Below are 24,016 nucleotides of genomic sequence, written 5' to 3' on the forward strand. Positions count from 1 at the left end.
TGGACGGGGTTTTTGTAATAACGGTGAGGAAGTGACTACAATTGGCTGAGTCCCTAATCTAAATCACTGAGGCATAGGCAGACTACCTTGTAGTATCATCTGACTTGCCCTAGCTTGACAGCTGGCACAGGCACAGCCAAACATCTGCATGGCAAGCTGTTTAACTCTTTCGTTAGCACGTATTGATGGGTATTGGGGATATTCTTGTGAAACTGGTGCGGCAACTGCCTGTGTGTCAGTGGATGTTAAGGTAGGATTGGCTAAATCTTGGGGAGAAAGCTTATTAGCAAAAGCTGGATTGACAGTTAAGAGCGTCAAGGCAAAAAAGCTAGAGCAGCAAACCAAAGCCATTACAATTTTATTCATGATTTTCCTGAGTAGTAAACCTTATTATTAGTTGACTTTAGCGAAAAAAACCTCCAAATCGCCATAAAAATTAAACTTATTTTTAGTTGGCGAGTGGCGATTGATAGAGGCGCTGATTTCCATCGAAATACAATTACTTTTTCTTTGCAATCAGTTTTTGATCTTTATCTTGCATTTCTAAAAGTTCAGGGATAGTAACAAAGCTATAGCCCTGTTTCCGAAAGTTGGCAATAATTTCAGGTAAAGCTTGCACAGTTTTAGAACGATTACCACCACCATCATGCATCAGCACAATCCCACCTGGTTTGGCATTCCTGAACACATTCTTAATTAGCTTTGGTACAGCAGGACGCGAGTAGTCTACAGAGTCAGTTGACCAGAGAATGATGGCATATTTGCTATTTCTAGCGTAAGCAGCCACTCCATTGTGCATGATTCCCCCTGGTGGTCGAAATAAATTTGTTTTAATCCCTGTCACTTGATAAATCAGGTCTGCTGTATGGTCAATTTCATAGGCAGCTGCTTGTGGATTCAAGAATTGATACCAATGATGCCAAGTATGATTACCAATTACGTGACCTTCAGCAATCTCCCGCTTTACTAAGCCTGGATAATTCTTCACGTTCTGCCCAATGAGGAAAAATGTCCCTTTGATCTGATTTTGTTTAAGAATATCCAGTACTTGCGCGGTACTCTCAGGCCATGGCCCATCATCAAAGGTGAGAGCAATTACTTTCTGATCGGGAGTAAGTTTTGCCGACTCAACTATTGCCCCTTGAAAGCGTTGTGGCACAGCATAGGAAAGACCCTTTGTTTGTGCTTGTTGCTGCCAACTTTGAAGCATCATCGCTTTTAGTTCTTCAATCTGCTGCTGAGTTCCAACCTTGGCTGGTAGATTCTTTACATCTATATTCTTTGTACTTTGAGCCTCAGATGAGCTTGACTTGATAAGCATCATCGTGCTTACACTCAAACTGGCACTCAAGACAACCAACGTAATTAATATTTTTTGCAGACCAAAAAATGACTTATTGCCTTCCACTTCATAGCTCCTTCAAGGGTCGAACCATCTTTATTTTCACAATACTTCTAGCAGTTTTTTATACTCTCGTAAGCCTTGCCATGCAAGTTACAGCATGAACAGCATGATTGGTATATTTTTTAAAGTTAGCTCCAACCCTGACTCTGAAAAAATACCTTACCCTACGGATAATCTAAATATCCATAAGTAAAACCTTCACATGAAAGTGAGAGCCTTCTTGCGCGTTAGTTTTTGTATGGCGTATGAGGGGAATTTCGACAACTGTAAAAGGTAATTGATTCTACGTTACTAACATTAATATATTTAATGTAGGTTGAATATTACATATTCTATTGACGAAGCCATTGCGAAATCGTGGCGAAGGTGTGACTTTCCTTGAGTGATGACGGCACAGGGCAGACCGATTAAAAAATTTCTTTGATCCCCCATCGCGCCAGATGAGTAAACATCATTGGCTGCCGAAAGTTCTGCAAATAAGGTTTTAGAGTGAGTCAGAGAATCTCGCACGCTTACTTTTATCTTACTCGCTTAAAAAAGGGACTTCCATTGACACTCTCAGGGCTGAAGCCTCTGAGATTCTTCATTCACAGACTCGCCATTAGACGGCAGGCTTACACCAACCGCCCAAGAGGGCAAATCTCCTGAAGCGTAGCTTCCGGCGTGTCCGGCGGTACTTAATCCTAATTTGAGGATATTAATAGCTGCGTTGATATCTCTATCTTCTACAAACCCACAATGATTACATACATGAGTTCTAGTTGATAGAGATTTTTTGACTTTTTGACCACAATTAGAACAATTTTGACTAGTATAATCAGCAGGAACAGCAACAGTCACTTTCCCGTATTTATGACCAAAATATTCTAACCATTGACGAAAGGTAGACCAACCAGCATCAGAAATTGATTTCGCTAGATGTCGGTTTTTTACCATGCCTTTAACATTTAAGTCTTCATAGGCTACCAAATCGTTAGATTGGATCACGGAATATGCTAATCTCTTGCAATATTCTTTTCGCTGCCTACTTACTCTTAAATGTTTACGGGCATACCTATTTCTAGCTTTATGATAGTTGGATGATTGCCTGACTTTGGCTTTCTTTTTTGCAGTGCTGAACTTCTTGGACTTTTTGCGATAAGCACGATTTAACTCTTTCTCGGACTGACGGTAAAACTGGGGTGATAGCTCTACATTCCCTTTGTTATCGGCAATGAAGTACTTCAGTCCCAAGTCAATACCGACTACTTGTAGGGTAGGCTGGGATTCAACCAAGACATTGACATCAATAGCGAATTGAGCATAGTACCCATCGGCACGATGTACCAGTCGAACACGTTTAATTTGCTTGATGTCGTAGTAGTTAAGATCATAAGTTCCCTTTAATTTCAGGGTTCCTATTCCCTTCTTGTCCCTAAAAGTAATAGCCTTCCTACTAGCAGAAAGCACCCATCCGCTTGTTTTATATTCAACAGAACGGCAGTTTTTCTGAAACTTTGGAAAAGCTTTTTTACCCTGAGCTTTCTTTTTGCAATTATCATAAAATCGAGCTATTGCCGACCATGCCCGTTCAGCAGCAGATTGTCTAGCCATTGAATTGAGTTCATCTGCAAAGGTAAATTCAGCAGCTAACACAGCACAATATTTGTTGAGATCATATTTACCCACTCCAATGTTCTCCATCCAGTAACGTAAGCATTTGTTCTGGATGAATTGGGATGCACGAATCGCATCATCTATTGCGCTGTACTGTTTATTTTTCCCTTTAACCTTGAACTCGTAAATTATCATCGGCTGGACCAACCAATTACATTATTATGATATTCTATTTTGCATAAAACAACAAGTATATCCAAAGAATACAGCGATTAAAATCGCGCGAGTTGCTTATATGCCACAGGCTTTAGCCTCTGGGTTTTACGCTTACCGGGCAATCCTATAAATCATCTATTTTGTAGGGTGGGTAAGATGCCATTTGGATCAATTTAACGTGAAAACCAGTCTAGAAGCAGCTTTTAGAGATTATCTCGTCAAGAGTCTCCGACTCTTAATGCCTAATGGGGGGCTGCCGCCTCAAGACTGGCGGCAGAGCCGCAATTGAGGTACGTTTCCAGCCAGAGGCTGGAAACGAGGTATTAAAAGAGTTTGCGCTTAAGTTGACACCAATAGTAAGATGCCCACCCCACAAGAGATAACTGGATACTTTTTTATTTGGAAATACCTTAACAGTTTACAGACTAGATATTACATCCCGTGCTACTGCTAAAGTCTGCTCAATATCCTCTTCAGTGTGAGCAAAAGACGTAAACCCAGCTTCAAACTGAGAAGGTGCTAAGTAAACACCATGCTCTAACATCCCGCGATGGAAGCGCCCGAATTTAGCTGTATCAGACTTTTTCGCATCTTCGTAGTTATGAACTGGGCCAGAGGTAAAGAATAAGCCGAACATCGCGCTGATTTGACCGCCGCAAACCGCATGACCATTTTCTTTGGCAATTTGCAGCAAACCATCTGCTAGCTTTTTAGTAATCCGCTCAAGATACTCGTAAGTACCTGGCTTTTGCAGCAATTCTAAAGTCTTAATGCCAGCAGTCATCGCCAAGGGATTACCAGAAAGAGTCCCAGCTTGATATACAGGGCCGGCGGGCGCAACCATTGACATAATATCTCGACGACCGCCATAGGCTCCCACTGGCAAACCACCACCAATAACTTTGCCCAAGGTTGTTAAATCGGGAGTGACACCAAATTTTTCCTGAGCGCCACCGTAAGCAATACGGAAGCCTGTCATCACTTCGTCAAATACCAATAACGCCCCATACTCGTGAGTCAATTCCCGTAATCCTTCTAAGAAGCCAGCATCAGGCGCAATAAATCCAGCATTGCCGACGACTGGCTCAAGAATAACGCCAGCAATCTCGTCGCGGTTTTCTTCAAACAAGGCTTTAACGGCTTCTAAGTCATTGTAAGGCGCAGTTAGAGTGGTGCTAGTTGCCGATTTAGGTACTCCCGGCGAGTCTGGCAAACCAAGTGTAGCAACACCAGAACCTGCCTTTACTAGAAAAGCATCGGCGTGTCCGTGGTAGCAGCCTTCAAACTTGATGATTTTCTCGCGGTTGGTGAAAGCCCGCATCAACCGTAAAACTCCCATACAGGCTTCAGTTCCAGAGTTGACAAATCTCACCATTTCGATGCTAGGAACGGCATCGATGACCATTTCTGCCAAAACATTTTCTAGGACTGAGGGAGCGCCGAAACTGGTGCCTTTTTCTAAAGCTTCATGCAATGCTGCAATTACTTCTGGATGAGCATGACCGCAAATAGCTGGTCCCCAGGTGCCTACATAGTCTATGTATTGGTTGCCATCTACATCCCAAATATATGCGCCTTTAACACGATCAAAAACGATGGGTTGTCCGCCCACAGATTTAAAGGCACGAACTGGAGAACTGACTCCTCCTGGCATGAGGTTTTGAGCAGTGGCGAAGACTTCTTGTGATTTTGTTGTTTTAATTGTGGTATTTACCAAAGTTCTCTCCTAATAGCGGTCAATAAAAAGCTCTATCTTAGGATAGGGTCAAAAGTTACTGAGAATTTCTATCCTATAGAATTAACTGAACCAAAAAAATAACAATATGTTATACAAGTCGAATGAAGACTTGCCTTTAGATATTCAAACTCGATTATCTGAAGCATACCAGGATCTTTACCGAGCAGCTTTTAACTCGGCGATCCATTGGTATGGTGAAGCCTCAAAAGCTCACCAAGTCGCGTTGAGTGCTGTAAAAATGCAGTCTGCTATGGAACGCAACGCTTTTGTTGAGAGCTAGATCAGATAATTCAATTTAAAAAAACATCCCAGTTGCTCTATTCAGAATGGTATCGTGAATCCATGAATTATTCTCATTAGAGCAAACTAGCTGGTATGTCTTCTAACGATTCGCGATCGCTGCATTACACCATCCCTGTTGAGGAAATTCGCTACGATGAACGAGGTCTAGTACCAGCAATTGTCCAAGATTATTTGGATGGTACTGTCTTGATGATGGCGTGGATGAATCAGGAGTCGTTACAAAAGACTTTAGAAACTGAAGAAACTTGGTTTTGGAGCCGTTCGCGGCAAGAATTGTGGCACAAGGGGGCGACTTCTGGACATATTCAGAAGGTGCAGAGTATCCGTTATGACTGTGATAGTGATGCGCTGCTCATCGGGGTAGAGCAATTAGGAGATGTTGCCTGCCATACTGGAGAACGCAGTTGCTTTCATCAAATAGAAGGGAAAATTGCCCCACCACCAGGGGATACATTGTCGCAATTATTTCAAGTAATATGCGATCGCCGCGACAATCCGATTGAAAGTTCTTATACCTGTAAACTATTCGCAGGTGGCGATAACAAAATTTTGAAAAAGATCGGTGAGGAAACTGCTGAGGTGGTGATGGCCTTTAAGGATGATCAAGCCGATGCGATCGCAGGTGAAGTGGCTGATTTGCTATATCATACTTTGGTTGCCTTAGCTCACCATCAAGTTGATTTGAAATCGGTGTATCGCAAGTTGCAAGAACGTCGTCAATAGAGCGCACAGATGTGCGCCCCTACTCAGCCAATATCCGATTGAGATACTGTAAAATTACTACGACAATCAGCACACTCAAAGAAAAGCCGAGCCAGAAACTATCAGTAATAATTCGCGGTTGATCTAATGCCCATCCACCCAAGGGATGACCAATAAAATAGCCAATACCCCAGCAGACAGCATTGATGGAGAAATAAACGCCGCGTTGATTTTCCGGGGCTAACTCAGTGACTAAAGAAGCAGCAGATGGGGTATAAGAAACAATCGCCACAGCAAATACTCCCAATGCCAATATTACCCAAACTAGATTATGAGATGGGGCGGTACCGCTTACCCAAATCAGGCCAAAACCAATTGCCCAGAAAATGGCGGAAACAGTAAGTGCGAGTGTATGAGAGCAGCGTTTTAAAGCACTGGTAACAGGCAATTGACAAATGATCGCTATCACCAGATGCCAAGCAAATAGAACGCTAATCGTCGTTTGAGCAAATCCTTCGGTAGTACTTTTTATAACAAAGTTTTTGAAGTAAAGCGGTAGGGTACTGTGTATTTGAGAAATATAGATTGTGAAGAATATATTAACTGCTATGTAGACCAGAAAACGGCGATCGCTTAATACTGCCATCCAAGAAGCAAAATATTCTGTCTTTTCAGATTCCCCCATCTGCTGTTGCTCGGTTTCACTAATTCCCAGATAGATAACCCCAAAAAACACCAGAAAAGAGATGGCATCAATGATAAATAGCCATCGATAACTCCCAATTATCGCGATCAAAAACCCAGCAAGCACAATTCCGATCGCTAACCCCAGATTATCAGCTAGTCGGGCGATCGCAAAAGTTTCGCGGCGATTATCAATCTCGCTGGCGTCAGCAACAACAGCTTCAGCCGCAGGCCAATAGAAACCTATCCCTAAACCGCTAATCAAGCTACCAATTACCAAAATAGTAAAATTACTGGTTGCAGCTAAAACTAGAGAACCACTTGCTGAAATCGCCGTGGCTAGCAACAAAGTGCGGCGGCGTCCCCAGTGTCCAGAATCAGCCAAAGAACCACCTACAATTCGCCCTACAATGCCGGAAATCGAGGCGCTACCCAAGGCTACCCCGACGCTGGTTGCAGATAAACCAACTTGATTGACATAAAAGATGGGGGCGTAAAACAGGGTAAAGCCGGTGCCGACTTCCGAGAAGAATCTACCAATTGCGAAAATCCAGACCTGGGGATGTATCGAGGGCAGCCACGATGATAATTGTGATTGAGAAGCTAATTTCATTAAGTTAAATGTCATAGTTTCGTGACATTTTTGTAATTCTTATCATTGTCTACAATTTTCCTCATTCATTCCACAGGGTTTCCACAGGGATTTTCGTAGTTTTCCACAGGCGCTCAACGAGCCAATGGGCTTCTTAGAGTCTGACTGGGTATTGTTAATTGACAGTGACAAGGAACTTCAAAGACTGAGTTTTTATAAAGTAAAGTAACGAAAACTCGGCTCTAAACCTGATTATTCCGTTCGTATTTATTTTTTATACCATCGTTTTTAACATTTCGCAGCATTGACAAACCCACCCCCTCTTGGCGCACAATGATTCGGCTTGCTTTAATAGTCCGTTCAACCGTTTGCATCAAATGTGTAAAATATATTACCACCAGATGTGGGCGCAGATTGTCAGGCTAGTGAAAGAGCGTGTGAGGTAGCTTAATTGCCGTTTCACCGCAAGCAACTTGTCCCCCTTGATTATCCTCATAGGAGGAAAATCTCATGAAAGCAACGGTTAGCATCTTTACAGAAATTCCCGAAACACTCCACGAATCCTTAAAAAACTACTTAGAAAAGCATCCCGATTGGGATGAAAACAGAGTGTTGACGGCGGCGTTATCATTATTTTTACTCCAAAATGGAGATAGCGATCGCCGTGCTGCCCGAGTCTATCTGGAAACTTTGTTTCACCACTCCTCAGTAGAAATGCCCAACATCGATTCACCCGCAACAGCTAATCTACTAGACACCCCATAGGTACTGGTATGAAGGGCGTTATTCTGACTCATGCCTTAATATGGGCACGGCAAACCGTGCCCCATCAATGGGATTTTGACCGAATAGCGATCGGGCATCTGGGGGCAATATTAAAACAAAAAAGATCAGTATATTCTGATCCTTAAAAGGGTTCCAATAGTTTCTCGTCTTGCCAAAGCCAAAGAAATTCACTGATTACTCCCCCAAGAGTCAACATTCAAGAGTTAAAAAACTCTTGAATGTTAACTCAGGACTTAGCTTCTAACTGCTGGGGATAGCTAGGAGATTCAAACTTATACCCTACACCACGTACAGTTTGAATTAGTGCTGGCTGACTAGAATCAATTTCAATCTTCTTGCGAATTTGGCCGATATGTACATCTACAACTCGCTGGTCGCCGACATATTCATAGTCCCAGACCTCTTGGATTAGTTCTGCACGCCGCCAAACTCGACCTGGATGACTGGCTAAAAAATGCAACAAGTCAAATTCCAGAGCAGTTAAGAGTACTGCTTGGTTATTAAGTGCCACCTCCCGTCGCACCGGATCAATCATAAGTTTTTCAAATACCAAGCGTTTCTGCTCGGCGCTAGTTATCACTCGCTGACGCCTCAAAATAGCTCCGACTCTGACTTCTAGCTCTCCCAACCCAAAAGGCTTGGTAAGATAATCATCAGCACCTTTAGAAAAACCGCGAATTTTGTCAGCTTCATCAGCACGGCTAGTCAACATCAGAACAAAAACACCATTACGACTTTGCATCTCTTGGCAGAGGTTAAACCCAGTTACATCTGGTAAATTCACATCTAGAATTACCAAATCAGGGTTAAACTGCTCAAATAGAGCTAAGGCTGTTTTTCCATCTTCGGCAGCCTCCACCTGATAGTTCTGCTTCATCAAAAAGCGTTGGATTAAATTCCGAACCGCAGGGTCGTCGTCAACTACAAGAATCTTGGCAGGAGCCATGACCATTACTTTGCACAAAAATTCGTAAGATTAACAAGAGGGTTGCGTAAAAACGCAGTTGCCACTTTGGGACTAATTAAGAACCTACATGGCTATGCTATAAGAATCCTGATCATCTAAAGATAAATACTCTAATCAGGATTGTGAGCGATGAGAACGCTAAACTTCTGTTAGCCACAGTATATAGGCGCTCTGGCTTTAGCCGCAACAGTTCTTGAGATCAAAACACCTTCTTGATCCCAGTTAGGTGGTAACTTAAAACGTTTTAATTCTAAATCGAGATGTGGATATATACCACAAGCGATTATTCAGTATAATTAAAAAAACTCTGTTAGGGTACAGTAAGTCGCCAAATCTGAAACAGTAAAGTTGATTTTTTCATCAAAACTATGTGTTTTAGGTATTCTCCGTTCAAATTCTAGATTAGAGCCAGAACTGGGTAACGACATGAGGGTATACACGGAGTTATGGCGATATGTTAAAGTGACCATAGTTGAAATTAGAAAGTCGATCAAACTAACCCGTGCTACTATCCTGGTAGGGCATAAAATAGATCGAAACTTTATTTTCGATCAAAACAAAACCTAAAGCTGTTTTTTCTTCGACAAAAGACTGCCGCTGACTGAGGCTGAAGTAACAAACTCCCATGAGCGATCAAAATCCCTACGAAAAACTTGGGGTATCAGAAGAGGCTAGCTTCGATGAAATTCAGGATGCTCGTAATCGCCTATTCGAGCAACATAGTGGCGATGTCAAGCATTTAGAACTAATTGAAGCGGCTTACGATGCGATTTTAATGGATCGCTTACGGATGCGCCAGGAAGGTAAAATTAAAGTTCCTGAGCGGATTCGGTTTCCAGAGTTGCGAGTCCAATCGCCTCTTAAAGAAAGTCCAACCCCTAGCGAGCAGTCACCTGCATGGCTGCAACGGATGCTGGATCAGCCAACGCCTGCGGATATTCTCTTACCAGGAGCTTGGTTTCTTGGTTTGAGTTCTATTAGTCTGTTTTATCCAGAGGGAGGCGATCAGATTTTGCAGTTAGCATTGGTGGTTGGGGTAGGTACTAGTATTTATTTTCTCAATCGCAAAGAAGGCAAATTTGGCCGAGCAGTTTTGTTCACCCTGGTCAGTTTAATCATTGGCTTAATCGCAGGTGGACTAGTTGCTAGCTGGCTCTTACCACAAATATCATTTACTAGTCTGGGAACGAATCAGTTCTCTACGGTAGTAACGTTTATATTGTTGTGGTTGGTTAGTAGCTTTCTACGCTAAATTGCTATCCGTAAGCAAGTTTCTATAAAGAAGACATGATTGATGTGTGTTCTTCTCAAATAAGAGAGTCAGGAGTCAGAATACCTATTTTGACTCCTATTTTAATTTTCAACCTGAATGCCGATTAATTCAAGCTGTTGTAGCTCCAGAGCCTTTCTAGACAAGGTGTTTAGGTTTTAAGACTAAATCTACAGCAGCGCTGAAATCCTTAACGATTAAGTCGGGGTGGTAAAGTTCCAATTGGGTGTGATCGCGGATGCCAGATTCCACAGCCATCACCTTAATACCATAATTTTTAGCGGCGGTGATGTCGGCTTCGGTATCTCCCACCATCCAGGTATCAGCAGCCGGGGGTAGTTCTTCTAATGCCCTAGCCATCAACAAAGGCTTATCTTCAATATCACGAGTTTTAATGTAATCGTTACTCAGGCAATAACAGCGATTTTCCGGGAAAAATCTCCCCAAATCGTATTTTTTAAAGGCATAATCTAGTTCTAGAACTCGGCGCATGGTCATAACTGCCAAATCAATTCCAGCTTGTTGAATTTTTAACAGTGCATCCACAGCACCAGGCGCGAGAGTGTCATAGTTGAAATAAGCTTCTGTATGCACAGTTTGCCGCCGCAACTGGGCGAATTCTTGTGCTTGGGTTTCATCTAACCCAGAATTTAAGGCAATTTGTTTTTCAGGAACACGCGATCGCTTTAACTGCCAAAATTCCGCTTTCGGAAGCTCTTGCACTACTTGGTTTGGGCGACGGGTTGTCTCCAAGCAGAATTGATAAACACGGTAGTACCGTTCGGAAACATCAATAATAGGGCCGTCGAAGTCAGTAATCAGTCTTAGCATCGGCACAAAATGTTAATTTTTATTAAAATTATCTCAGATATATGGCTATTTTTCGAGAGTATCAAGTCTAGCTAAGGGTTTTTTGTAAACTCTTCCTAGCAGCTAATTTAAGCAATACTCCCCCGCTTTCTGGCTTCTTTGTAGGAAGTTCCCACATTTTTCAGGCCAGCTTTAATCATTTGTTGTTCGAGGAGGGCAAAAAAACGCGCTCTATCGCCACCTTTTACCACTGCTTGATTATGCGCTTCGGCGATCGCTACAGGGTAGCCATATCCTTTTTGTACTTGTGCTAGCATTAGTCCCAATGCTTGATCTAGCATGGTTGCATTATCCGCTACCCATGCCGGAACTTCGATTCGGGCGATTTCAGTACCAACGTGGACGTAGCAAAAATAAATGGTTTGCTCACCGTAGAGTTCGAGAATTGGAGAATTACTGCGCCACAGGGTACTGCGTTGTCCTGGTTTGAGTCGGGTAGCCCAAACAGAAGTGTCTCGCAACTGTTCAAAAATTTTACAAGGTACTTTTTCTAGCTGATTTGGGCAATGACTTTTACAGTCTGGCATTGGATGGGGACAAGCCAACAACCGTAAAAAGTTCATTGTTTCGATGCTGCGAGAGGCGCTGAGATAGCCCATCAACGGAATTTGAGCATCACGCATCTGCTGCCAAGCTTCGAGAATAGGGGGTAAAATGCGATCGCGTGCATCCATTGGTAAGTGTTCTAAAAACCAGTAAATTAACGAACCATCTACCATCGCTAGTGCTGGCGTTTCCCGTTGCGCTACACTACAGGCAAGTTCTGCCAACACTGTTGTTTCTGAAGCAGTGCGGCGGAAACTCATCCATTCCTCGGTTTTAATTCCCCACTGCCGAGACATATATAAATCTTCTGGGCGATAAAATACCTCTGGCAAACTATCGAGTAGCGGATGGCGATTTTGTCCGTAGTGTAAGACGACTCTGCCGATATTTAGGAGATAACAGTAAGCAATTTCGTGATGGTTGGGGGCAATTTGCGAACCATCGGTAGCGATGACAGTATGAATTTTTGGAGGAATTGAGATATCAATGCAGGTTTCTAGCGGCTCAATTGGAGTAGCATTAGCAAAGAGAATGCGATCGCGCCATTTTTCCTGGCGCTCTATTAAATCTTGTTGACATTCGTAAGCATTTTTGAGATGTTGTTGTGCCAATTCTAAACGCTGGCGACTGGCAACAGCTTCTAAAGTAAGATGCTGACTTAAACCCTGCATTTGTCGCGCCAGTTTTGTCAGGTCAAGCATAAAGGTAAGTAAAGAGTAAAGAGTTAACTGAAATGGAAGGACGGAAGCTCTGATTTCTAATCTTTATTATTTACGTACATCTTTTAAATATTCTGCTTTGTTGATTTCAGTCTACTTGAGGGCAATACGCTTGGGTTAAGGAAAATTGTAGGTTGGGTTGAGGCTTTGCGAAACCCAACAAACCTGCCCAAATGTTGGGTTTCGTTCCTCAACCCAACCTACGCAGCTTAAGGTTTTTTGCGCTAACCCAAGCGTATTGTACTTGAATGGACTTGGGCTATTAGCCCGGAACTTAATTTCCGGGCTGGATATCGATAGGGGCAACAATTTGACTGTTACAAACATCTGGGCAATAACAACCCCTTTTAGGGTGAAGGCATCAACAGATTATTGCAACTTTAATATATTAAAGCCAACTTGAGAAATCTTTCGCAAATTGAGACAGTGATAACAACTGAATTTGCCGATCATTTTGGGCAGCTTCCCGTTCTGCTTGGGTATTATAGCCCCAGTCTGCAAGGAAGAGTTTCACATCTTCAAGCTCTATTTGCTGTTGGACTAACTGCAACGTCTTGAGTCTATCTTCTACAAACCATAGACTAACTGGCTTGTCTGTTTCTGCCTGCTTTAATTCTCGCAGAATTTCGTATTTGGAACGCTTGATTTCTTTGCCAAAAATCGCTGCTGCTGGTAAATTAACTCCTTCTTGTTGCAACAACTGCTGTATAAAACGCCCTTCTTTAGTTGTCACAATGTATAGCTTAACTCCACTGTCAAGAGTTAATTTTATTTTTTCTACTACACCCGGATAAAATTTATGCAGATTTAGCCAACCATCTAAATCGTTGGTAATCCATTCATCCCGTTGGTTATCTAGTTTCGCACCAATTTCTTTTGCCTGTAGCTTGTCATTTAATAAAAGTTTTGGGGCGATGCTTGCCCATTCATGAAGAATCTTTTCATCAGCAATTCCATCTACCAATGCTTTGATTAAAACTGGCATTTCCCAACCTGTTTCAATTACAGGTCGTAGACGATAGAATCTCAAAGCCAAATCATCTGGTGGTGTGTCGTTAACAGGCGACCAAATTTCACAGTAGATGTGCCATGCTACCTCAAAATATTCAATTAGTCCGTCGCAAATCACTCCATCAAAATCCAGGGCTAAAATCGTGGGACTACTTGCGGTCATTGTTTTGAGGATTAAAACTGCTGTTGTCAGCTTACCCGACAAATTCAAATCATGCAGTAATTTTTATTAGTCTTTTATAATTTATAACTTGCTCAAAAAGTATAGCGGCATTGTCGAATATGATTTTATACTGGTAGGTTAACGAGGATCTACAGCCGGTTTGCGATCAATTAAACGAACTTCGTTTTGCTTGACTACTACAGTGATTAGTGGCAGAGAACGTTTAGCAGGTCCATGAACGACTCGACCCTGAGAATCGTATTCAGACCCATGACAAGGACAAATAAAGTGATTCTTCTCAAGATTCCACTCAACTGTACATCCTAAATGGGTGCAAATTGGATTGATAGCGTACTCAGCAATCTGTGGTCCGTCTTGAATGATCAGATAATCAACGCTATGATCTGGCAAGCCTTTGACAAAAATCGGAATTCCGGGCTTTGCGGTTGCCAATAGTGTATTAGCCTCAATTTTCTTGTCGTCTTTAGCCAGTGCCACAGATCCTGGAAGATAATTTTGACAGCGCGAATTCTTTGGATACAGTGAGCAAAGGGTTTCTAAGTCTATCTCATGACTTTGGCTGACTTTGGGAAATAGATATCCGATCGCTACTGATGTAACTGTAGTACCTAACATGTAGGTTAAGAAATCTCGGCGCGTTTTTATCCTCGCTGGAATTTTGCTATTAGTAGAAGAATTTTCTTTCATGACTTGATTTACCAATAAATGTCTAATACTATACTACGACGCGATGCATTAGGATTATCCTTTGGTTTTAAAATACTTAGCGGTAAAAATCCCGAACTAAAATGACACCGACAGCTTTCAGGCTGGCGACAATTGTTAAAGCTATTAGCACCATAAGTCCAAAGTTCAGCCGATTCAGGGGCAAACCTCCGGCTTGATCACCTAAAGGATTAAAGGTGTAAAATAAAAGTTCTTTATAGAAGAAAACGACAACTATTAAAATAATAGCAGTGTACCGCACTTCATCAATGCAAAGGGAAGTCATGGTTATTCCCACATCAAAATGATGGAAGTGAATACTCGCAGCATTGGATAAAAATATATATCATTCCAACCAAAGAAGTAAATTCATCTGAGCGAATATCTAACCTAAGAGGTGTTTTGCTCAAATCTATTCTTAAAGTCTCTCCAGAGAAAGAACTCTTTGTCTCTTCGATTTTCTACAGTGTTATTGGTAAAGCTACATTGTTTAATACCTGGAAAACTATGACTGATAAAAATCAAGAAAATAAAATTAATCAACCAGTGAGCGAAGATTCGGATTCGCGCCAAGAACCGAACGTGAAGGAAAGAAACTTAACTGCGAATCCAGGAGATAGAATCGCTGATGAGTCTCAATCAGTTGAAGAGAAGGCTCAACAGGTAGCTGTTGATGATGTACCAGACATTACAGGCGACAAAATTACAGTCCCGACTTACTTCGTTGTGGATGAACCGAACGGCGAAAAGAAGGCACTCCACCACGTTAAAGATGCTGAAGAAATTTCCGACGTAATTCGGCAAGCACGAGTTGACGAAAATGGAAATCGCATTTGGTAGTAGTCCTTCATTGAACAGACACAGGGACACAGGGAATTCTTTCTTTGCGTCCCCGTATATATCTTGTTTTAACAGTAAAATCTAAATTTAAGGAAGCAGCAGCAAACATAGAGTTACGGCAAGAACTCAAATTAAAAGATATGGACAGAAATACTGTCAGTAAATTTGAAAAAGCCTACCTAGCTACTTCTTTTCTAGAGCATCTATATTATATAGATCATGACTTTCGGTTAGTTAAGGAATAAGAATTAAATAACATCCAATTTATGTCCCTGGCTTACCTCACCCTCAATCCCTCTCCGATATATTGGAGAGGGAGGCTAGAGACAGAATGAAGTTTTGCATTTTTTTTATTTAATCCACGTTCCTAAGAGTCAATGACAAGTAACACAGCGACCAAGTTATATAATAGCTGTTCGTAGAGGTAGAACTAACAAAATTTTCTAATGCTATGCCAACATTACAACGACAAGTTGCTTCTACCGACAGCTACAACTACCTGCTATTCTTGCCAGATGTCTTACGACAAGATACTTTGTATCAACGCAACGAAACACAACAGCCACTTTTGCCAACAATCCTGTTTTTACATGGTGCGGCTGAGAGAGGTTCTGACTTAGATAATGTGAAAAAGCAGGGTGTTACCAAAATTGTTGAACAACAGCCAGACTTTCCTTTCATTGTCATTTCTCCCCAATGTCCGCGCGGTCAACATTGGAATGTAGAACGATTGAGCGCCCTTCTAGATGAGGCGATGTCTGACGAGAAGCCCCAAAGCGCCTACGCATGCTATATTGATCCAGATCGGGTTTACCTGACCGGCTTAAGTATGGGTGGTTACGGAACATGGCATTTAGCAGCAGCACAGCCCCAAAGATTTGCAGCGATCGCGCCTATCTGTGGGGGTGGTAATCCACAAGCAGCACGTAAGTTAAAAAATCTTTCCGTGTGGGCATTTCACGGAGCAAGGGATAATGTCGCTCCCTTAAGGGAGTCTGAAATCATGGTTTCTGCACTCAAAGCCTGCGAAGGCGATGTAAAATTTACAGTTTACCCAGAAGCCGCTCACGACTCCTGGACGCAGACATACAATAATCCAGAGTTGTATGAGTGGTTTTTGCAGCATCAACGGCAGCAGACTGTAGGTTAAAGATATTGATCCCAAGGAATTAGTGCAACAACCTGTTGCACTAATTCCTCATGTGGATAAGCTTTAGCAAAAGAAGCCGATGATTTAAATTTGCTAGGATTTACGCAATGGCGATCGCTAAAACTTCAACATATTTTCATGAAAAATATTTTTTAGCGCCCAAAGATTAAAACTTCTAAGAAGTCGTCCCTTACACCTTTGACATCAGAGTATATAGCTTCAATAATGTTCTTACGTAAAAATCCATATTCGTATAGGACTTCTATTTGATTTTTGCTAAATATACTGAGAGCCAAAACCTGATCCGGCTAACTCTCAGTCAGCTTGGCTTTTACAAATCAAATGGGATTGCTATATAAACTGATATTAATAGGGTTGCATTATGCTTTTATCGAATTCAACAACCAGCTTAAAAACTCGCGAAAAAAATAATAAAATCGGCACAGTTTTTTGGACTCCTAGTAATATTTTCCTGCTGACTGGATATTTAATCACTCTACCGATTTTTACATTGATAACTTTATCCTTATTATTGCCCTTATTCAGTGCTAGTTTATTCGCTTTCATTGGAACCTCGCACTACTCTACATCGATTCCTTGGATAGATAATGCATCTGAATGTGAACATACTGGGAGAAACTGGCGCGATCGCAAGTGTTGGGATAATCAACATAATCCCCTGTTCTGAATGGATACCGCACAAAGAAGGTATGCATTCTGAACAATTGGTTAATTTGACAAAACAGGTTGATATCCTGGGAATTAGATCAAAATGGATATGTAGCCTGTTGTTTGTCCAACCTTGAATCAACCTAACTTCGTGCGTAATCTGCAAGAAACTCACTTAAATCGTGCCCGCGCCAGTCTCAGACAAGCGCTGTCTTGGTATGGATATCTTCGCAAGTCAGGACAGTTGTCATCTAACCCAGAATTGGCAGGTTTGATGAAACCGGAATTAGAAGCTTTGAATTCCACACTCAATAAGCTGGACTCTAACATCATTAGAATTGCTGCTTTTGGTTTGGTGAGTCGTGGAAAGTCAGCAGTTTTAAATGCCTTACTGGGAGAGAAGATTCTGCAAACTGGACCTCTAAACGGTGTCACTCAATGGCCGCGTTCCGTGCGTTGGCAGCCCGGTGGTAAAGTACTAGTAGAGTTAATTGATACCCCCGGATTAGATGAAATTGAGGGTGAGTCACGGGCGGATATGGCACGAGAAGTAGTGCATCAAGCTGATTTAATTTTGTTTGTCGTGTCTGGTGATATCACGCGCACTGAGTATCAAGCACTGCTGTCATTGCGGGAAGCACAAAAACCCCTGATTTTAGTGTTTAACAAGATAGATTTATACCCAGATACAGATCAAGGAGCGATTTACCAAAATTTGCAACAACTGGGTGCAGGGAATCACGCCACATGCTCCAATTGGGGAAACCCCTCTGAGCGAGTGGCTCCTCAAGCGAAGCCTCTACTCCCTGATGAAATTGTGATGGTGGCGGCGGAACCAGCACCTATGGAAGTGCGGGTTGAGTGGCCTGATGGGCGTGTAAGTTATGAATGGGAGACACCACCACCGCAAGTAGATGAACTCAAAGAGACAATTCTGAATATTCTCAATCGAGAAGGGCGATCGCTTCTGGCTTTAAATGCACTTATCCAAGCACGGGATGCAGAAGCCGCCATCGCTCAAAAAACCATCGACTTACGCGAACAAGAAGCCGAAAATATTATTTGGCAATTTAGCAAATACAAAGCTTTGGCAGTAATGCTCAATCCCATTGCTTTTTTAGATATCCTTGGCGGAACTGTCGCCGATTTAGCTTTAATTCGCGCTCTAGCTAGATTGTATGGTTTGCCGATGACTAGCTATGAAGCCGGGAAAATTTTAAAAACGATTTTATTTAGTTCCGGTGGCTTGCTGCTGGGAGAATTAGGCAGTAGTTTACTTTTGGGTTTGGGTAAAAGTACGGCTGCAATAACCAGTGGTGACAATCCCAGTAATATTACTGCCTTTGCTGGCAGTGCAATCGCTCAAGCTGGTATCGCCGGTTATGGAGCATACTCCGTTGGCAAAGCTGCTCAGGTGTATCTCGAAAAAGGCTGCACTTGGGGACAGTTGGGCGCTAGCAGCGTCATTCAAGAAATTCTTTCTCAAGTTGACCAAAACACAATTCTGTATCGTCTGCGCCAGGAATTAGGATTAAAGTTATAAGATTTTTGAGTTGTCTTCCGAAAAGTTTCCGGTAAGCACATCCTTTCTAAAGCTGATGAGTAGAGCCGTAAACCTGTTGTTCCAGGAATTGTCTAAAATAATTCTCCTGAATGCTAAAACAGGTTGCAACTATTAGTTAATTATTCAGAAACTCCCCAAAAGCTGATAGCGTCAAACAAAGGAGAATATCGTTGTGGACGTTACAGCTTGAAAACGCGCTCTAATTACTGGCTACTACTGCCTTATATCCGACTCCAGTGGCAAACCATCACCAAGGGAATTGTTGGTATCTTGGGATACGTGCTGGCGACATTAGTATTGATCAATCTCGCCGGGAAATTGGCAACTCCCTTTGCACAAGGTAATGTAGTCGCGATCGCTCAAATAACTGGCAGCTGTGCCTTAGTCTTTCTTGTCAGAGGCTTGTTTCAGTCTATACAAGATATGTACATGGCGAAAGCTTCTTTGAGAGTTGCTTTTCATCTCCGCCAGCAAGTCTACGCGCATCTTCAAAAGCTAAATCTCAGCTATTTTGAAACTGCAAAAGCAGGTGATTTATCTTACCGCCTCACGGAAGATGTTGACCGCGTTGGCGAAGTAGTAAATAAAGGATTTCACGACTTTATCCCCTGCATTTTGCAGTTGGTAGCAATTCCGATTTACATGATTTACCTGAATTGGCAACTGACACTAGCAACGGTAATTGTTGCGCCACTGATGGGTATTTTAGTCGGCTGGTTTGGTGAACGGTTACGCAAGTATTCCTTAAAAAGTCAAAATCGCGTGTCGGGTTTATCAGCCATCCTCGCGGAAGTTTTCAACGGTATTCGTTTGGTACAGGCTTTTGCTGCCGAAAATTACGAAATCGCCCGCTTTGGACATGAAGCAGAACGCAGTCTCAAAGCAAAATACTCAACCGAACGCCTGAAAGCGATTCAGATTCCGATCATCGGATTTCTGGAAGCCTTAAGTGGGTTATCGTTACTGATTGTGGGAGCGTGGCAAATTTCCCAAAACAACTTGACAGTGGCGAATTTTTTCAGTTATCTGGCGGCGGCGGCGCTGTTAATTGATCCCATTGGTCATACTACTAACAACTACAACGAATTTAAGCAGGGTGAAGCATCTGTTGACCGCGTTTTTGAATTGATGGCAATTCAGCCGACGGTGACAGAAAAGATCAATGCGATCGCTCTGGCCCCAGTCAAAGGCAAAGTAGAATATCGTCATATTTCCTTCGCCTATAAACCAGGTGAACCTGTATTAAAAGATATCAGTTTATTAGTATCGCCAGGTGAAGCGATCGCTCTTGTGGGTGCTTCTGGTGCTGGTAAAACCACATTTGTCAATCTCCTACCACGTTTTTACGACCCCGAAGTTGGGCAAATCTTCATTGATGGTGTTGATATTCGGGATGTGAAGCTGCATAGTCTGCGGCGACAAATTGGGATTGTTCCTCAAGAAACCATCATGTTTTCGGGGACAATTGCCCAAAATATCGCTTTTGGACAAGATGTTTTTGAGATGGAAGCAGTTAAAAAGGCGGCGAAAATCGCTAATGCCCATCAATTTATTAGCCAACTACCAGAGGGTTATCAGACTTGGGTGGGTGAGCGTGGGGTAAACTTATCTGGTGGACAGAGACAAAGAATTGCGATCGCTCGTGCTGTTCTGCTCAATCCCCAAATCTTGATTCTGGATGAGGCGACATCAGCCTTAGATTCTGAGTCAGAAGCACTGGTACAGGAAGCCTTGGAAAGATTGATGGAAAAACGGACAGTGTTTATTATTGCTCACCGTTTATCAACAGTCAGACGGTGCGATCGCATTTTAGTTATCGAACAGGGACAAATTGTGGAATCGGGAACCCATGAAGAATTATTAGCCTTAGAGCGTCGCTATGCGCGGTCTTATGCCCAGCAATTTAGTTAGAGGCAGGGGAAGTTCGAGGTTTGGAGACAACCGAATTAGTTTTTGAGTTCACAAAATCGGTTTTTGAGCTAGAAGAATGAGTATCTATACTGGATGAAATTTTGGGTTCCCAAAAGAACGAAATATATGCGGACAGCAATATTGTATTGTATTCAATACCCAATATTGTCGTACCAAATACTTCCATCTTCCATAATGGTATTACTGAAAATAGCCTTACGAATGTTATAGAAGCCTTCGACCGAACGCAAATCGGCATTGGTGAAGTTAGCACCATCGAAAGAGGAGTGGTTCACGAAAGCATCCCTGAGAATAGCATGGCTGAAATTAGCGCCATTAAAACTGCATTGGTACATTTCGGCTCTGCTCAAGTTGGCGTTGACAAAGGAAGTATTGTTGAAGTTTGCTTGACCACCTCTAACCTCACTCAAATTAGCGCCGTTAAGGATGGCTTCATTCAACTCAGTTCCTTCCATGTAGGCTCCTCTGAGATTAGCTCCACTGAGATTAGTATTGTCCAGGTGAGCAGCTTCCAAAAAGGCTCCTTCCAAGTTGATCCCGCTCAGGTCAGCCCCACTCAGATCGACCGCTCTCATGAACAAACCAGTTCTGCTACAGTTAACACTCCAAGCGAAGTTTCTTTCTCCCGCTTCATACCTATCCAACATTTCTTCAACATCCATAAGTCAAATTCTGTATTAACCAACACGTATAAATATATTAGCCACCTGCCAGAGGGTTATCAGACTTGGGTGGGTGAGCGTGGGGTAAACTTATCTGGTTATTCCCAGAGATATTCTCGTTCGATTTTATGGAGTTGGTACAGATAAAATTAATGATGCAAACGTGCGTGGTGAAACAAAACAACCAGCCCAAAGTGTAAGCCAATGACTAATAGCAATGAGTATGGTTTTAAGAGTCAAAAGTCCATATCAAGACTGGAATTGGCATGGTACATTGTCTTGCGAAGCGTGGCAATAGGATTAATATCTGGAGGTGTACTGGGTGCGCTTTTTGGTCTTTTGTTTTTTGTTTTGACGGGAATAGTTGGTGCTGGATTAGGCTTAGGACTGGGGTTAGTTAATGGGCTGTTGCTGAGTGTCATAACATGTCTATTCTTTTACCCACTAAAGTATATTCGGCTCTATCATGTGACAGTCAAGGTTATTAGTGCTTCTGTCGCTGGAGTCGGAGTAGCAATCTTCGGTCCTTGGTACTTTTCTTCCACATCTATGACACCCAGTTCAGCAGTTTTGATTGGCTTTGGCTCTGTAATTGCGTCTGTGATTGCTGGACTGGCAGGATGGTTAGCAGGTCAAAACATTTCTCAATGGTATGAACAAAAAACTAAAGGAGACAGGCGAGAAGCAACAGTCAGGAAAACACTGCATAGTACTATTACCCCAAACAAAGCAGACCAACATCTAGAAGCTATTCTGTTGTCTAAAAATTGGGGCTGGATATGTGTTGGTTTACTTTCGTTTCTGTATTCTTTTGTATGAAACAGGCTTTTGGAACTTCTAGTCTGTGGTAGTCAGAATGTGGTTTATTGTCTTCGTTCTCCTCGTCTTTATACATCAGTAATAGCAGGTTTCAAAGTAGTCCTTCCTGTAATTTTGGTGATCATTTTGATAGTTAAGTTCTTGCAAAGTCGATACAAGAAGCACGATAGTTAGTTGATAAACTGAATGATTAGTTTCGTAAATGTATTTATCCAAATTCGGTTTTCTGCGTTCCAAAAGAACGAAATATATGCAGACAGCAACATTGCATCGTATTCAATACCCAATACTGTCGTAATATAGCAGTTATCAATTGCATGGAATACAGACCTAACCCCCAGCCCCAAACCTTGTAGCCTTTGGGAGTAGTCTAAAAGCCTCTTTCCTTTTAAGCTACCGTGTACACACAAGTCATCGAATTACCCAAAACAAAAGAAAAACCTCACTCTATCCTATCTTTAATCCCTCTCCTTAGTAAGGAGAGGGACAGATTTTGTGTAGCAAAATCAGGGTGAGGTATTGCGCGATAAATCTTAAATGGCCTCTCCCCTTGCTAACTATCTCCTAGACTGAATTCCCTTGATTAACTCATAAAAAGGTTGCCAATTATCTTCCTGAGCAATTGCTTCCCAAATAGATTCAATCAAAGGTCTTAATAATGCCGTTTGCGGATTATGAACAGCTAGAGTTTGGGCAATTACATCGATGCGATCGCTATCAAAATCATTCAAAATTTGATGATACAGTATGCACCAATCATCAAAAATTGCTGATGCACCCGGCACTGGTACAATATCTGAACCATTCATTACAAAACCTGGTTCATCTCGCCATTTAGATGAAAAAGTGCGAGCCATCTCATAAAAGAATTGGTGATAAGCAACTTGGCTCACTTTCAAAAATTCAATCGTTAGATTCAAGAGTTCTGGAGCTTGTGGATGTACCAACTCCACAAAACCTAACTTTTTCAACATCAAAGAACTGTATTCAGCTTGATAATATTCATCAAACCTAGCTAAACCAGCCTCCATTTCGCCTTTATCTATGATCGCCTTCAAAGGTTCCTGGAGGATTTCTAAATTCAACTGGCAAATACTTGGTTGATTACCGTAACAGTAGCGTCCAGAATAGTCAAAATATGCAGCTATAAAGTAGGGGTCATAAGTAGGGATAAATGCGTAAGGACCATAATCAAAACTCTCTCCCGTAATCGACATATTGTCAGTATTCAGAACTCCATGACAAAAGCCAGCCGCCATCCACTGCGCCGCTAGTTCTGCAACCCGTTTAACTAATTGGGCGTAAAACAGGGCATATTTATCTTGTTCAGTACTTAAGTGTCGATAATACTGCTCAATTACGTGGTCTAAGAGCTTCTTAGTTAAATCTGGACGCTGGAAATAGTGCAGTCGCTCAAAAGTCCCAAACCGAATATGAGAACTGCTCATCCTGACCATCACAGACGAACGGGTAGGCGAAGGTTCATCGCCCCGCCAGAGTGGTACACCTGTTTCAATCATGGTCAGACAGCGCGAAGTACGTACACCCAAGTAGTGCAGTGCTTCCGCAGCCAGAACTTCCCGCATTCCACCTTTAAGCGTGAGCATACCATCGCCACCACGGGAGTAGGGCGTCCTCCCAGAACCTTTTGTGCCAAAATCGTACAATTCGCTATCATTGGCGCGTACTTGCCCGTAGAGAAAACCTCTACCATCACCCAAGTGTCCGTTATATTCACCAAATTGATAGCCGTGGTAACGCAGTGCCAACAAGGGTTTACGTCCCTGAAATTTACCAAAAGCTGTGATAAAATCTTCGTCTTTGACTACTTGGGGGTCTAGACCGAAACGGGGTAATAGTTCATCGTTACGCCAACGCAGGATGTGTTGGGGAAATTCCGCCCCTGCAACCTCATCGTAGTAGTCACCGCCTAGAGATTCTAAGGCGCTTTCGTAGTTGAGGGTGAGAAAAGGATTGCTAGAATTCTTGTAGTTTGGAGTTTCAGCCAGAGTCATTACGAGCAAAGCTTAATTCATTCTTCCCTTAATACTACCTCTGGCTTCAGCATCAGCATAAACCCAAAAAG

The 24,016-nt window shown here is 42.3% G+C and carries 21 protein-coding genes and 2 pseudogenes; 10 read left to right on the forward strand and 13 right to left on the reverse strand.

Annotated features, from left to right (window positions below):
• Positions 1 to 63: 63 nt before the first annotated feature.
• From V7K31_RS24630 to hemL, 4 genes are all read right to left on the reverse strand, one after another.
• Positions 64 to 366, reverse strand: a complete 303-nt coding sequence (locus tag V7K31_RS24630) for a hypothetical protein (RefSeq protein WP_335097529.1) — start codon at positions 364 to 366, stop codon at positions 64 to 66.
• Between the two features lie 133 nt (positions 367 to 499).
• Positions 500 to 1,408: a polysaccharide deacetylase family protein gene (locus tag V7K31_RS24635; RefSeq protein WP_335097531.1), complete on the reverse strand. Its 909-nt coding sequence runs from the start codon at positions 1,406 to 1,408 to the stop codon at positions 500 to 502.
• Positions 1,409 to 1,963: 555 nt separating this feature from the next.
• Positions 1,964 to 3,196: an RNA-guided endonuclease InsQ/TnpB family protein gene (locus V7K31_RS24640; protein WP_335097533.1), complete on the reverse strand. Its 1,233-nt coding sequence runs from the start codon at positions 3,194 to 3,196 to the stop codon at positions 1,964 to 1,966.
• 439 nt (positions 3,197 to 3,635) lie between these two features.
• Positions 3,636 to 4,934, reverse strand: a complete 1,299-nt coding sequence (gene hemL / locus V7K31_RS24645) for a glutamate-1-semialdehyde 2,1-aminomutase (RefSeq protein WP_335097534.1) — start codon at positions 4,932 to 4,934, stop codon at positions 3,636 to 3,638.
• A gap of 106 nt (positions 4,935 to 5,040) precedes the next feature.
• Here hemL and V7K31_RS24650 point away from each other — a divergent pair, with 106 nt between their 5' ends.
• Both V7K31_RS24650 and hisIE read left to right on the forward strand, forming a co-directional pair.
• Positions 5,041 to 5,235: a ChaB family protein gene (locus tag V7K31_RS24650; protein WP_335097536.1), complete on the forward strand. Its 195-nt coding sequence runs from the start codon at positions 5,041 to 5,043 to the stop codon at positions 5,233 to 5,235.
• Positions 5,236 to 5,330: 95 nt separating this feature from the next.
• Positions 5,331 to 5,981, forward strand: coding sequence for a bifunctional phosphoribosyl-AMP cyclohydrolase/phosphoribosyl-ATP diphosphatase HisIE (hisIE, locus tag V7K31_RS24655; RefSeq protein ID WP_335097538.1), 651 nt, complete (start codon positions 5,331 to 5,333; stop codon positions 5,979 to 5,981).
• Positions 5,982 to 6,000: 19 nt separating this feature from the next.
• Here the strand turns inward: hisIE and V7K31_RS24660 are convergent, their stop codons facing one another.
• Positions 6,001 to 7,272: an MDR family MFS transporter gene (locus V7K31_RS24660; protein WP_335097540.1), complete on the reverse strand. Its 1,272-nt coding sequence runs from the start codon at positions 7,270 to 7,272 to the stop codon at positions 6,001 to 6,003.
• Between the two features lie 474 nt (positions 7,273 to 7,746).
• Here V7K31_RS24660 and V7K31_RS24665 point away from each other — a divergent pair.
• Positions 7,747 to 7,938 (forward strand): annotated as a pseudogene (locus V7K31_RS24665) (DUF2811 domain-containing protein); the annotation flags it as partial.
• A gap of 310 nt (positions 7,939 to 8,248) precedes the next feature.
• On the opposite strand, the gene V7K31_RS24670 reads toward V7K31_RS24665, so the two are convergent.
• A complete protein-coding gene (locus V7K31_RS24670) occupies positions 8,249 to 8,968 on the reverse strand; it encodes a response regulator transcription factor (RefSeq protein ID WP_335097541.1) in 720 nt (239 codons plus the stop codon).
• A gap of 646 nt (positions 8,969 to 9,614) precedes the next feature.
• On the opposite strand from V7K31_RS24670, the gene V7K31_RS24675 reads away from it, so the two are divergent.
• Positions 9,615 to 10,241: a CPP1-like family protein gene (locus V7K31_RS24675; protein WP_335097543.1), complete on the forward strand. Its 627-nt coding sequence runs from the start codon at positions 9,615 to 9,617 to the stop codon at positions 10,239 to 10,241.
• 156 nt (positions 10,242 to 10,397) lie between these two features.
• Here V7K31_RS24675 and V7K31_RS24680 read toward each other — a convergent pair whose 3' ends face one another.
• From V7K31_RS24680 to V7K31_RS24700, 5 genes and pseudogenes are all read right to left on the reverse strand, one after another.
• Positions 10,398 to 11,090, reverse strand: a complete 693-nt coding sequence (locus tag V7K31_RS24680; protein WP_335097774.1) for an HAD family hydrolase — start codon at positions 11,088 to 11,090, stop codon at positions 10,398 to 10,400.
• Positions 11,091 to 11,197: 107 nt separating this feature from the next.
• Positions 11,198 to 12,376 (reverse strand): DNA double-strand break repair nuclease NurA, encoded by a 1,179-nt coding sequence (locus tag V7K31_RS24685; protein ID WP_335097546.1) that lies wholly within the window; start codon positions 12,374 to 12,376, stop codon positions 11,198 to 11,200.
• A 406-nt stretch (positions 12,377 to 12,782) separates the two neighbouring features.
• A complete protein-coding gene (locus V7K31_RS24690) occupies positions 12,783 to 13,568 on the reverse strand; it encodes an HAD family hydrolase (RefSeq protein WP_335097548.1) in 786 nt (261 codons plus the stop codon).
• 138 nt (positions 13,569 to 13,706) lie between these two features.
• Positions 13,707 to 14,276 carry a Rieske 2Fe-2S domain-containing protein gene (locus tag V7K31_RS24695; RefSeq protein ID WP_335097551.1) on the reverse strand — a complete coding sequence of 190 codons (570 nt, stop codon included), beginning with the start codon at positions 14,274 to 14,276 and terminating at the stop codon, positions 13,707 to 13,709.
• A gap of 94 nt (positions 14,277 to 14,370) precedes the next feature.
• Positions 14,371 to 14,568, reverse strand: a pseudogene (locus V7K31_RS24700) (metal ABC transporter permease); the annotation flags it as partial.
• A 233-nt stretch (positions 14,569 to 14,801) separates the two neighbouring features.
• On the opposite strand from V7K31_RS24700, the gene V7K31_RS24705 reads away from it, so the two are divergent.
• The 5 genes from V7K31_RS24705 to V7K31_RS24725 all read left to right on the forward strand — a co-directional run bounded on the left by V7K31_RS24705 (position 14,802) and on the right by V7K31_RS24725 (position 20,428).
• Positions 14,802 to 15,134 (forward strand): hypothetical protein, encoded by a 333-nt coding sequence (locus V7K31_RS24705; RefSeq protein WP_335097554.1) that lies wholly within the window; start codon positions 14,802 to 14,804, stop codon positions 15,132 to 15,134.
• A gap of 451 nt (positions 15,135 to 15,585) precedes the next feature.
• Positions 15,586 to 16,284, forward strand: coding sequence for a dienelactone hydrolase family protein (locus tag V7K31_RS24710; protein WP_335097557.1), 699 nt, complete (start codon positions 15,586 to 15,588; stop codon positions 16,282 to 16,284).
• Positions 16,285 to 16,666: 382 nt separating this feature from the next.
• Positions 16,667 to 16,972 carry a hypothetical protein gene (locus V7K31_RS24715; RefSeq protein ID WP_335097560.1) on the forward strand — a complete coding sequence of 102 codons (306 nt, stop codon included), beginning with the start codon at positions 16,667 to 16,669 and terminating at the stop codon, positions 16,970 to 16,972.
• 132 nt (positions 16,973 to 17,104) lie between these two features.
• Complete coding sequence (locus V7K31_RS24720) at positions 17,105 to 18,496, forward strand: GTP-binding protein (protein WP_335097775.1); 1,392 nt, start codon at positions 17,105 to 17,107, stop codon at positions 18,494 to 18,496.
• A gap of 207 nt (positions 18,497 to 18,703) precedes the next feature.
• The gene (locus V7K31_RS24725) at positions 18,704 to 20,428 is read left to right on the forward strand and encodes an ABC transporter ATP-binding protein (RefSeq protein ID WP_335097777.1); all 1,725 of its coding nucleotides are present in this window, start codon (positions 18,704 to 18,706) and stop codon (positions 20,426 to 20,428) included.
• Positions 20,429 to 20,580: 152 nt separating this feature from the next.
• Here V7K31_RS24725 and V7K31_RS24730 read toward each other — a convergent pair whose 3' ends face one another.
• Complete coding sequence (locus tag V7K31_RS24730; RefSeq protein ID WP_335097563.1) at positions 20,581 to 21,111, reverse strand: pentapeptide repeat-containing protein; 531 nt, start codon at positions 21,109 to 21,111, stop codon at positions 20,581 to 20,583.
• Between the two features lie 204 nt (positions 21,112 to 21,315).
• Here V7K31_RS24730 and V7K31_RS24735 point away from each other — a divergent pair, with 204 nt between their 5' ends.
• Positions 21,316 to 21,930, forward strand: coding sequence for a hypothetical protein (locus V7K31_RS24735; RefSeq protein ID WP_335097565.1), 615 nt, complete (start codon positions 21,316 to 21,318; stop codon positions 21,928 to 21,930).
• Positions 21,931 to 22,487: 557 nt separating this feature from the next.
• On the opposite strand, the gene V7K31_RS24740 is transcribed toward V7K31_RS24735, so the two are convergent.
• Positions 22,488 to 23,945 carry a protein adenylyltransferase SelO gene (locus tag V7K31_RS24740; RefSeq protein WP_335097567.1) on the reverse strand — a complete coding sequence of 486 codons (1,458 nt, stop codon included), beginning with the start codon at positions 23,943 to 23,945 and terminating at the stop codon, positions 22,488 to 22,490.
• Positions 23,946 to 24,016: the final 71 nt, after the last annotated feature.

Source organism: Nostoc sp. (assembly GCF_036917675.1).
GTDB lineage: Bacteria > Cyanobacteriota > Cyanobacteriia > Cyanobacteriales > Nostocaceae > Nostoc.

What these genes read in the sequence shown, in the direction of transcription:
- V7K31_RS24630 (WP_335097529.1), bottom strand. Translation starts at nt 366, where the DNA reads ATGAATAAAATTGTAATGGCTTTGGTTTGCTGCTCTAGCTTTTTTGCC.
- V7K31_RS24640 (WP_335097533.1), bottom strand. Translation starts at nt 3,196, where the DNA reads ATGATAATTTACGAGTTCAAGGTTAAAGGGAAAAATAAACAGTACAGC.
- V7K31_RS24650 (WP_335097536.1), top strand. Translation starts at nt 5,041, where the DNA reads ATGTTATACAAGTCGAATGAAGACTTGCCTTTAGATATTCAAACTCGA.
- hisIE (WP_335097538.1), top strand. Translation starts at nt 5,331, where the DNA reads ATGTCTTCTAACGATTCGCGATCGCTGCATTACACCATCCCTGTTGAG.
- V7K31_RS24660 (WP_335097540.1), bottom strand. Translation starts at nt 7,272, where the DNA reads ATGACATTTAACTTAATGAAATTAGCTTCTCAATCACAATTATCATCG.
- V7K31_RS24670 (WP_335097541.1), bottom strand. Translation starts at nt 8,968, where the DNA reads ATGGCTCCTGCCAAGATTCTTGTAGTTGACGACGACCCTGCGGTTCGG.
- V7K31_RS24675 (WP_335097543.1), top strand. Translation starts at nt 9,615, where the DNA reads ATGAGCGATCAAAATCCCTACGAAAAACTTGGGGTATCAGAAGAGGCT.
- V7K31_RS24680 (WP_335097774.1), bottom strand. Translation starts at nt 11,090, where the DNA reads ATGCTAAGACTGATTACTGACTTCGACGGCCCTATTATTGATGTTTCC.
- V7K31_RS24685 (WP_335097546.1), bottom strand. Translation starts at nt 12,376, where the DNA reads ATGCTTGACCTGACAAAACTGGCGCGACAAATGCAGGGTTTAAGTCAG.
- V7K31_RS24690 (WP_335097548.1), bottom strand. Translation starts at nt 13,568, where the DNA reads ATGACCGCAAGTAGTCCCACGATTTTAGCCCTGGATTTTGATGGAGTG.
- V7K31_RS24695 (WP_335097551.1), bottom strand. Translation starts at nt 14,276, where the DNA reads ATGAAAGAAAATTCTTCTACTAATAGCAAAATTCCAGCGAGGATAAAA.
- V7K31_RS24705 (WP_335097554.1), top strand. Translation starts at nt 14,802, where the DNA reads ATGACTGATAAAAATCAAGAAAATAAAATTAATCAACCAGTGAGCGAA.
- V7K31_RS24710 (WP_335097557.1), top strand. Translation starts at nt 15,586, where the DNA reads ATGCCAACATTACAACGACAAGTTGCTTCTACCGACAGCTACAACTAC.
- V7K31_RS24715 (WP_335097560.1), top strand. Translation starts at nt 16,667, where the DNA reads ATGCTTTTATCGAATTCAACAACCAGCTTAAAAACTCGCGAAAAAAAT.
- V7K31_RS24730 (WP_335097563.1), bottom strand. Translation starts at nt 21,111, where the DNA reads ATGGATGTTGAAGAAATGTTGGATAGGTATGAAGCGGGAGAAAGAAAC.
- V7K31_RS24735 (WP_335097565.1), top strand. Translation starts at nt 21,316, where the DNA reads ATGACTAATAGCAATGAGTATGGTTTTAAGAGTCAAAAGTCCATATCA.
- V7K31_RS24740 (WP_335097567.1), bottom strand. Translation starts at nt 23,945, where the DNA reads ATGACTCTGGCTGAAACTCCAAACTACAAGAATTCTAGCAATCCTTTT.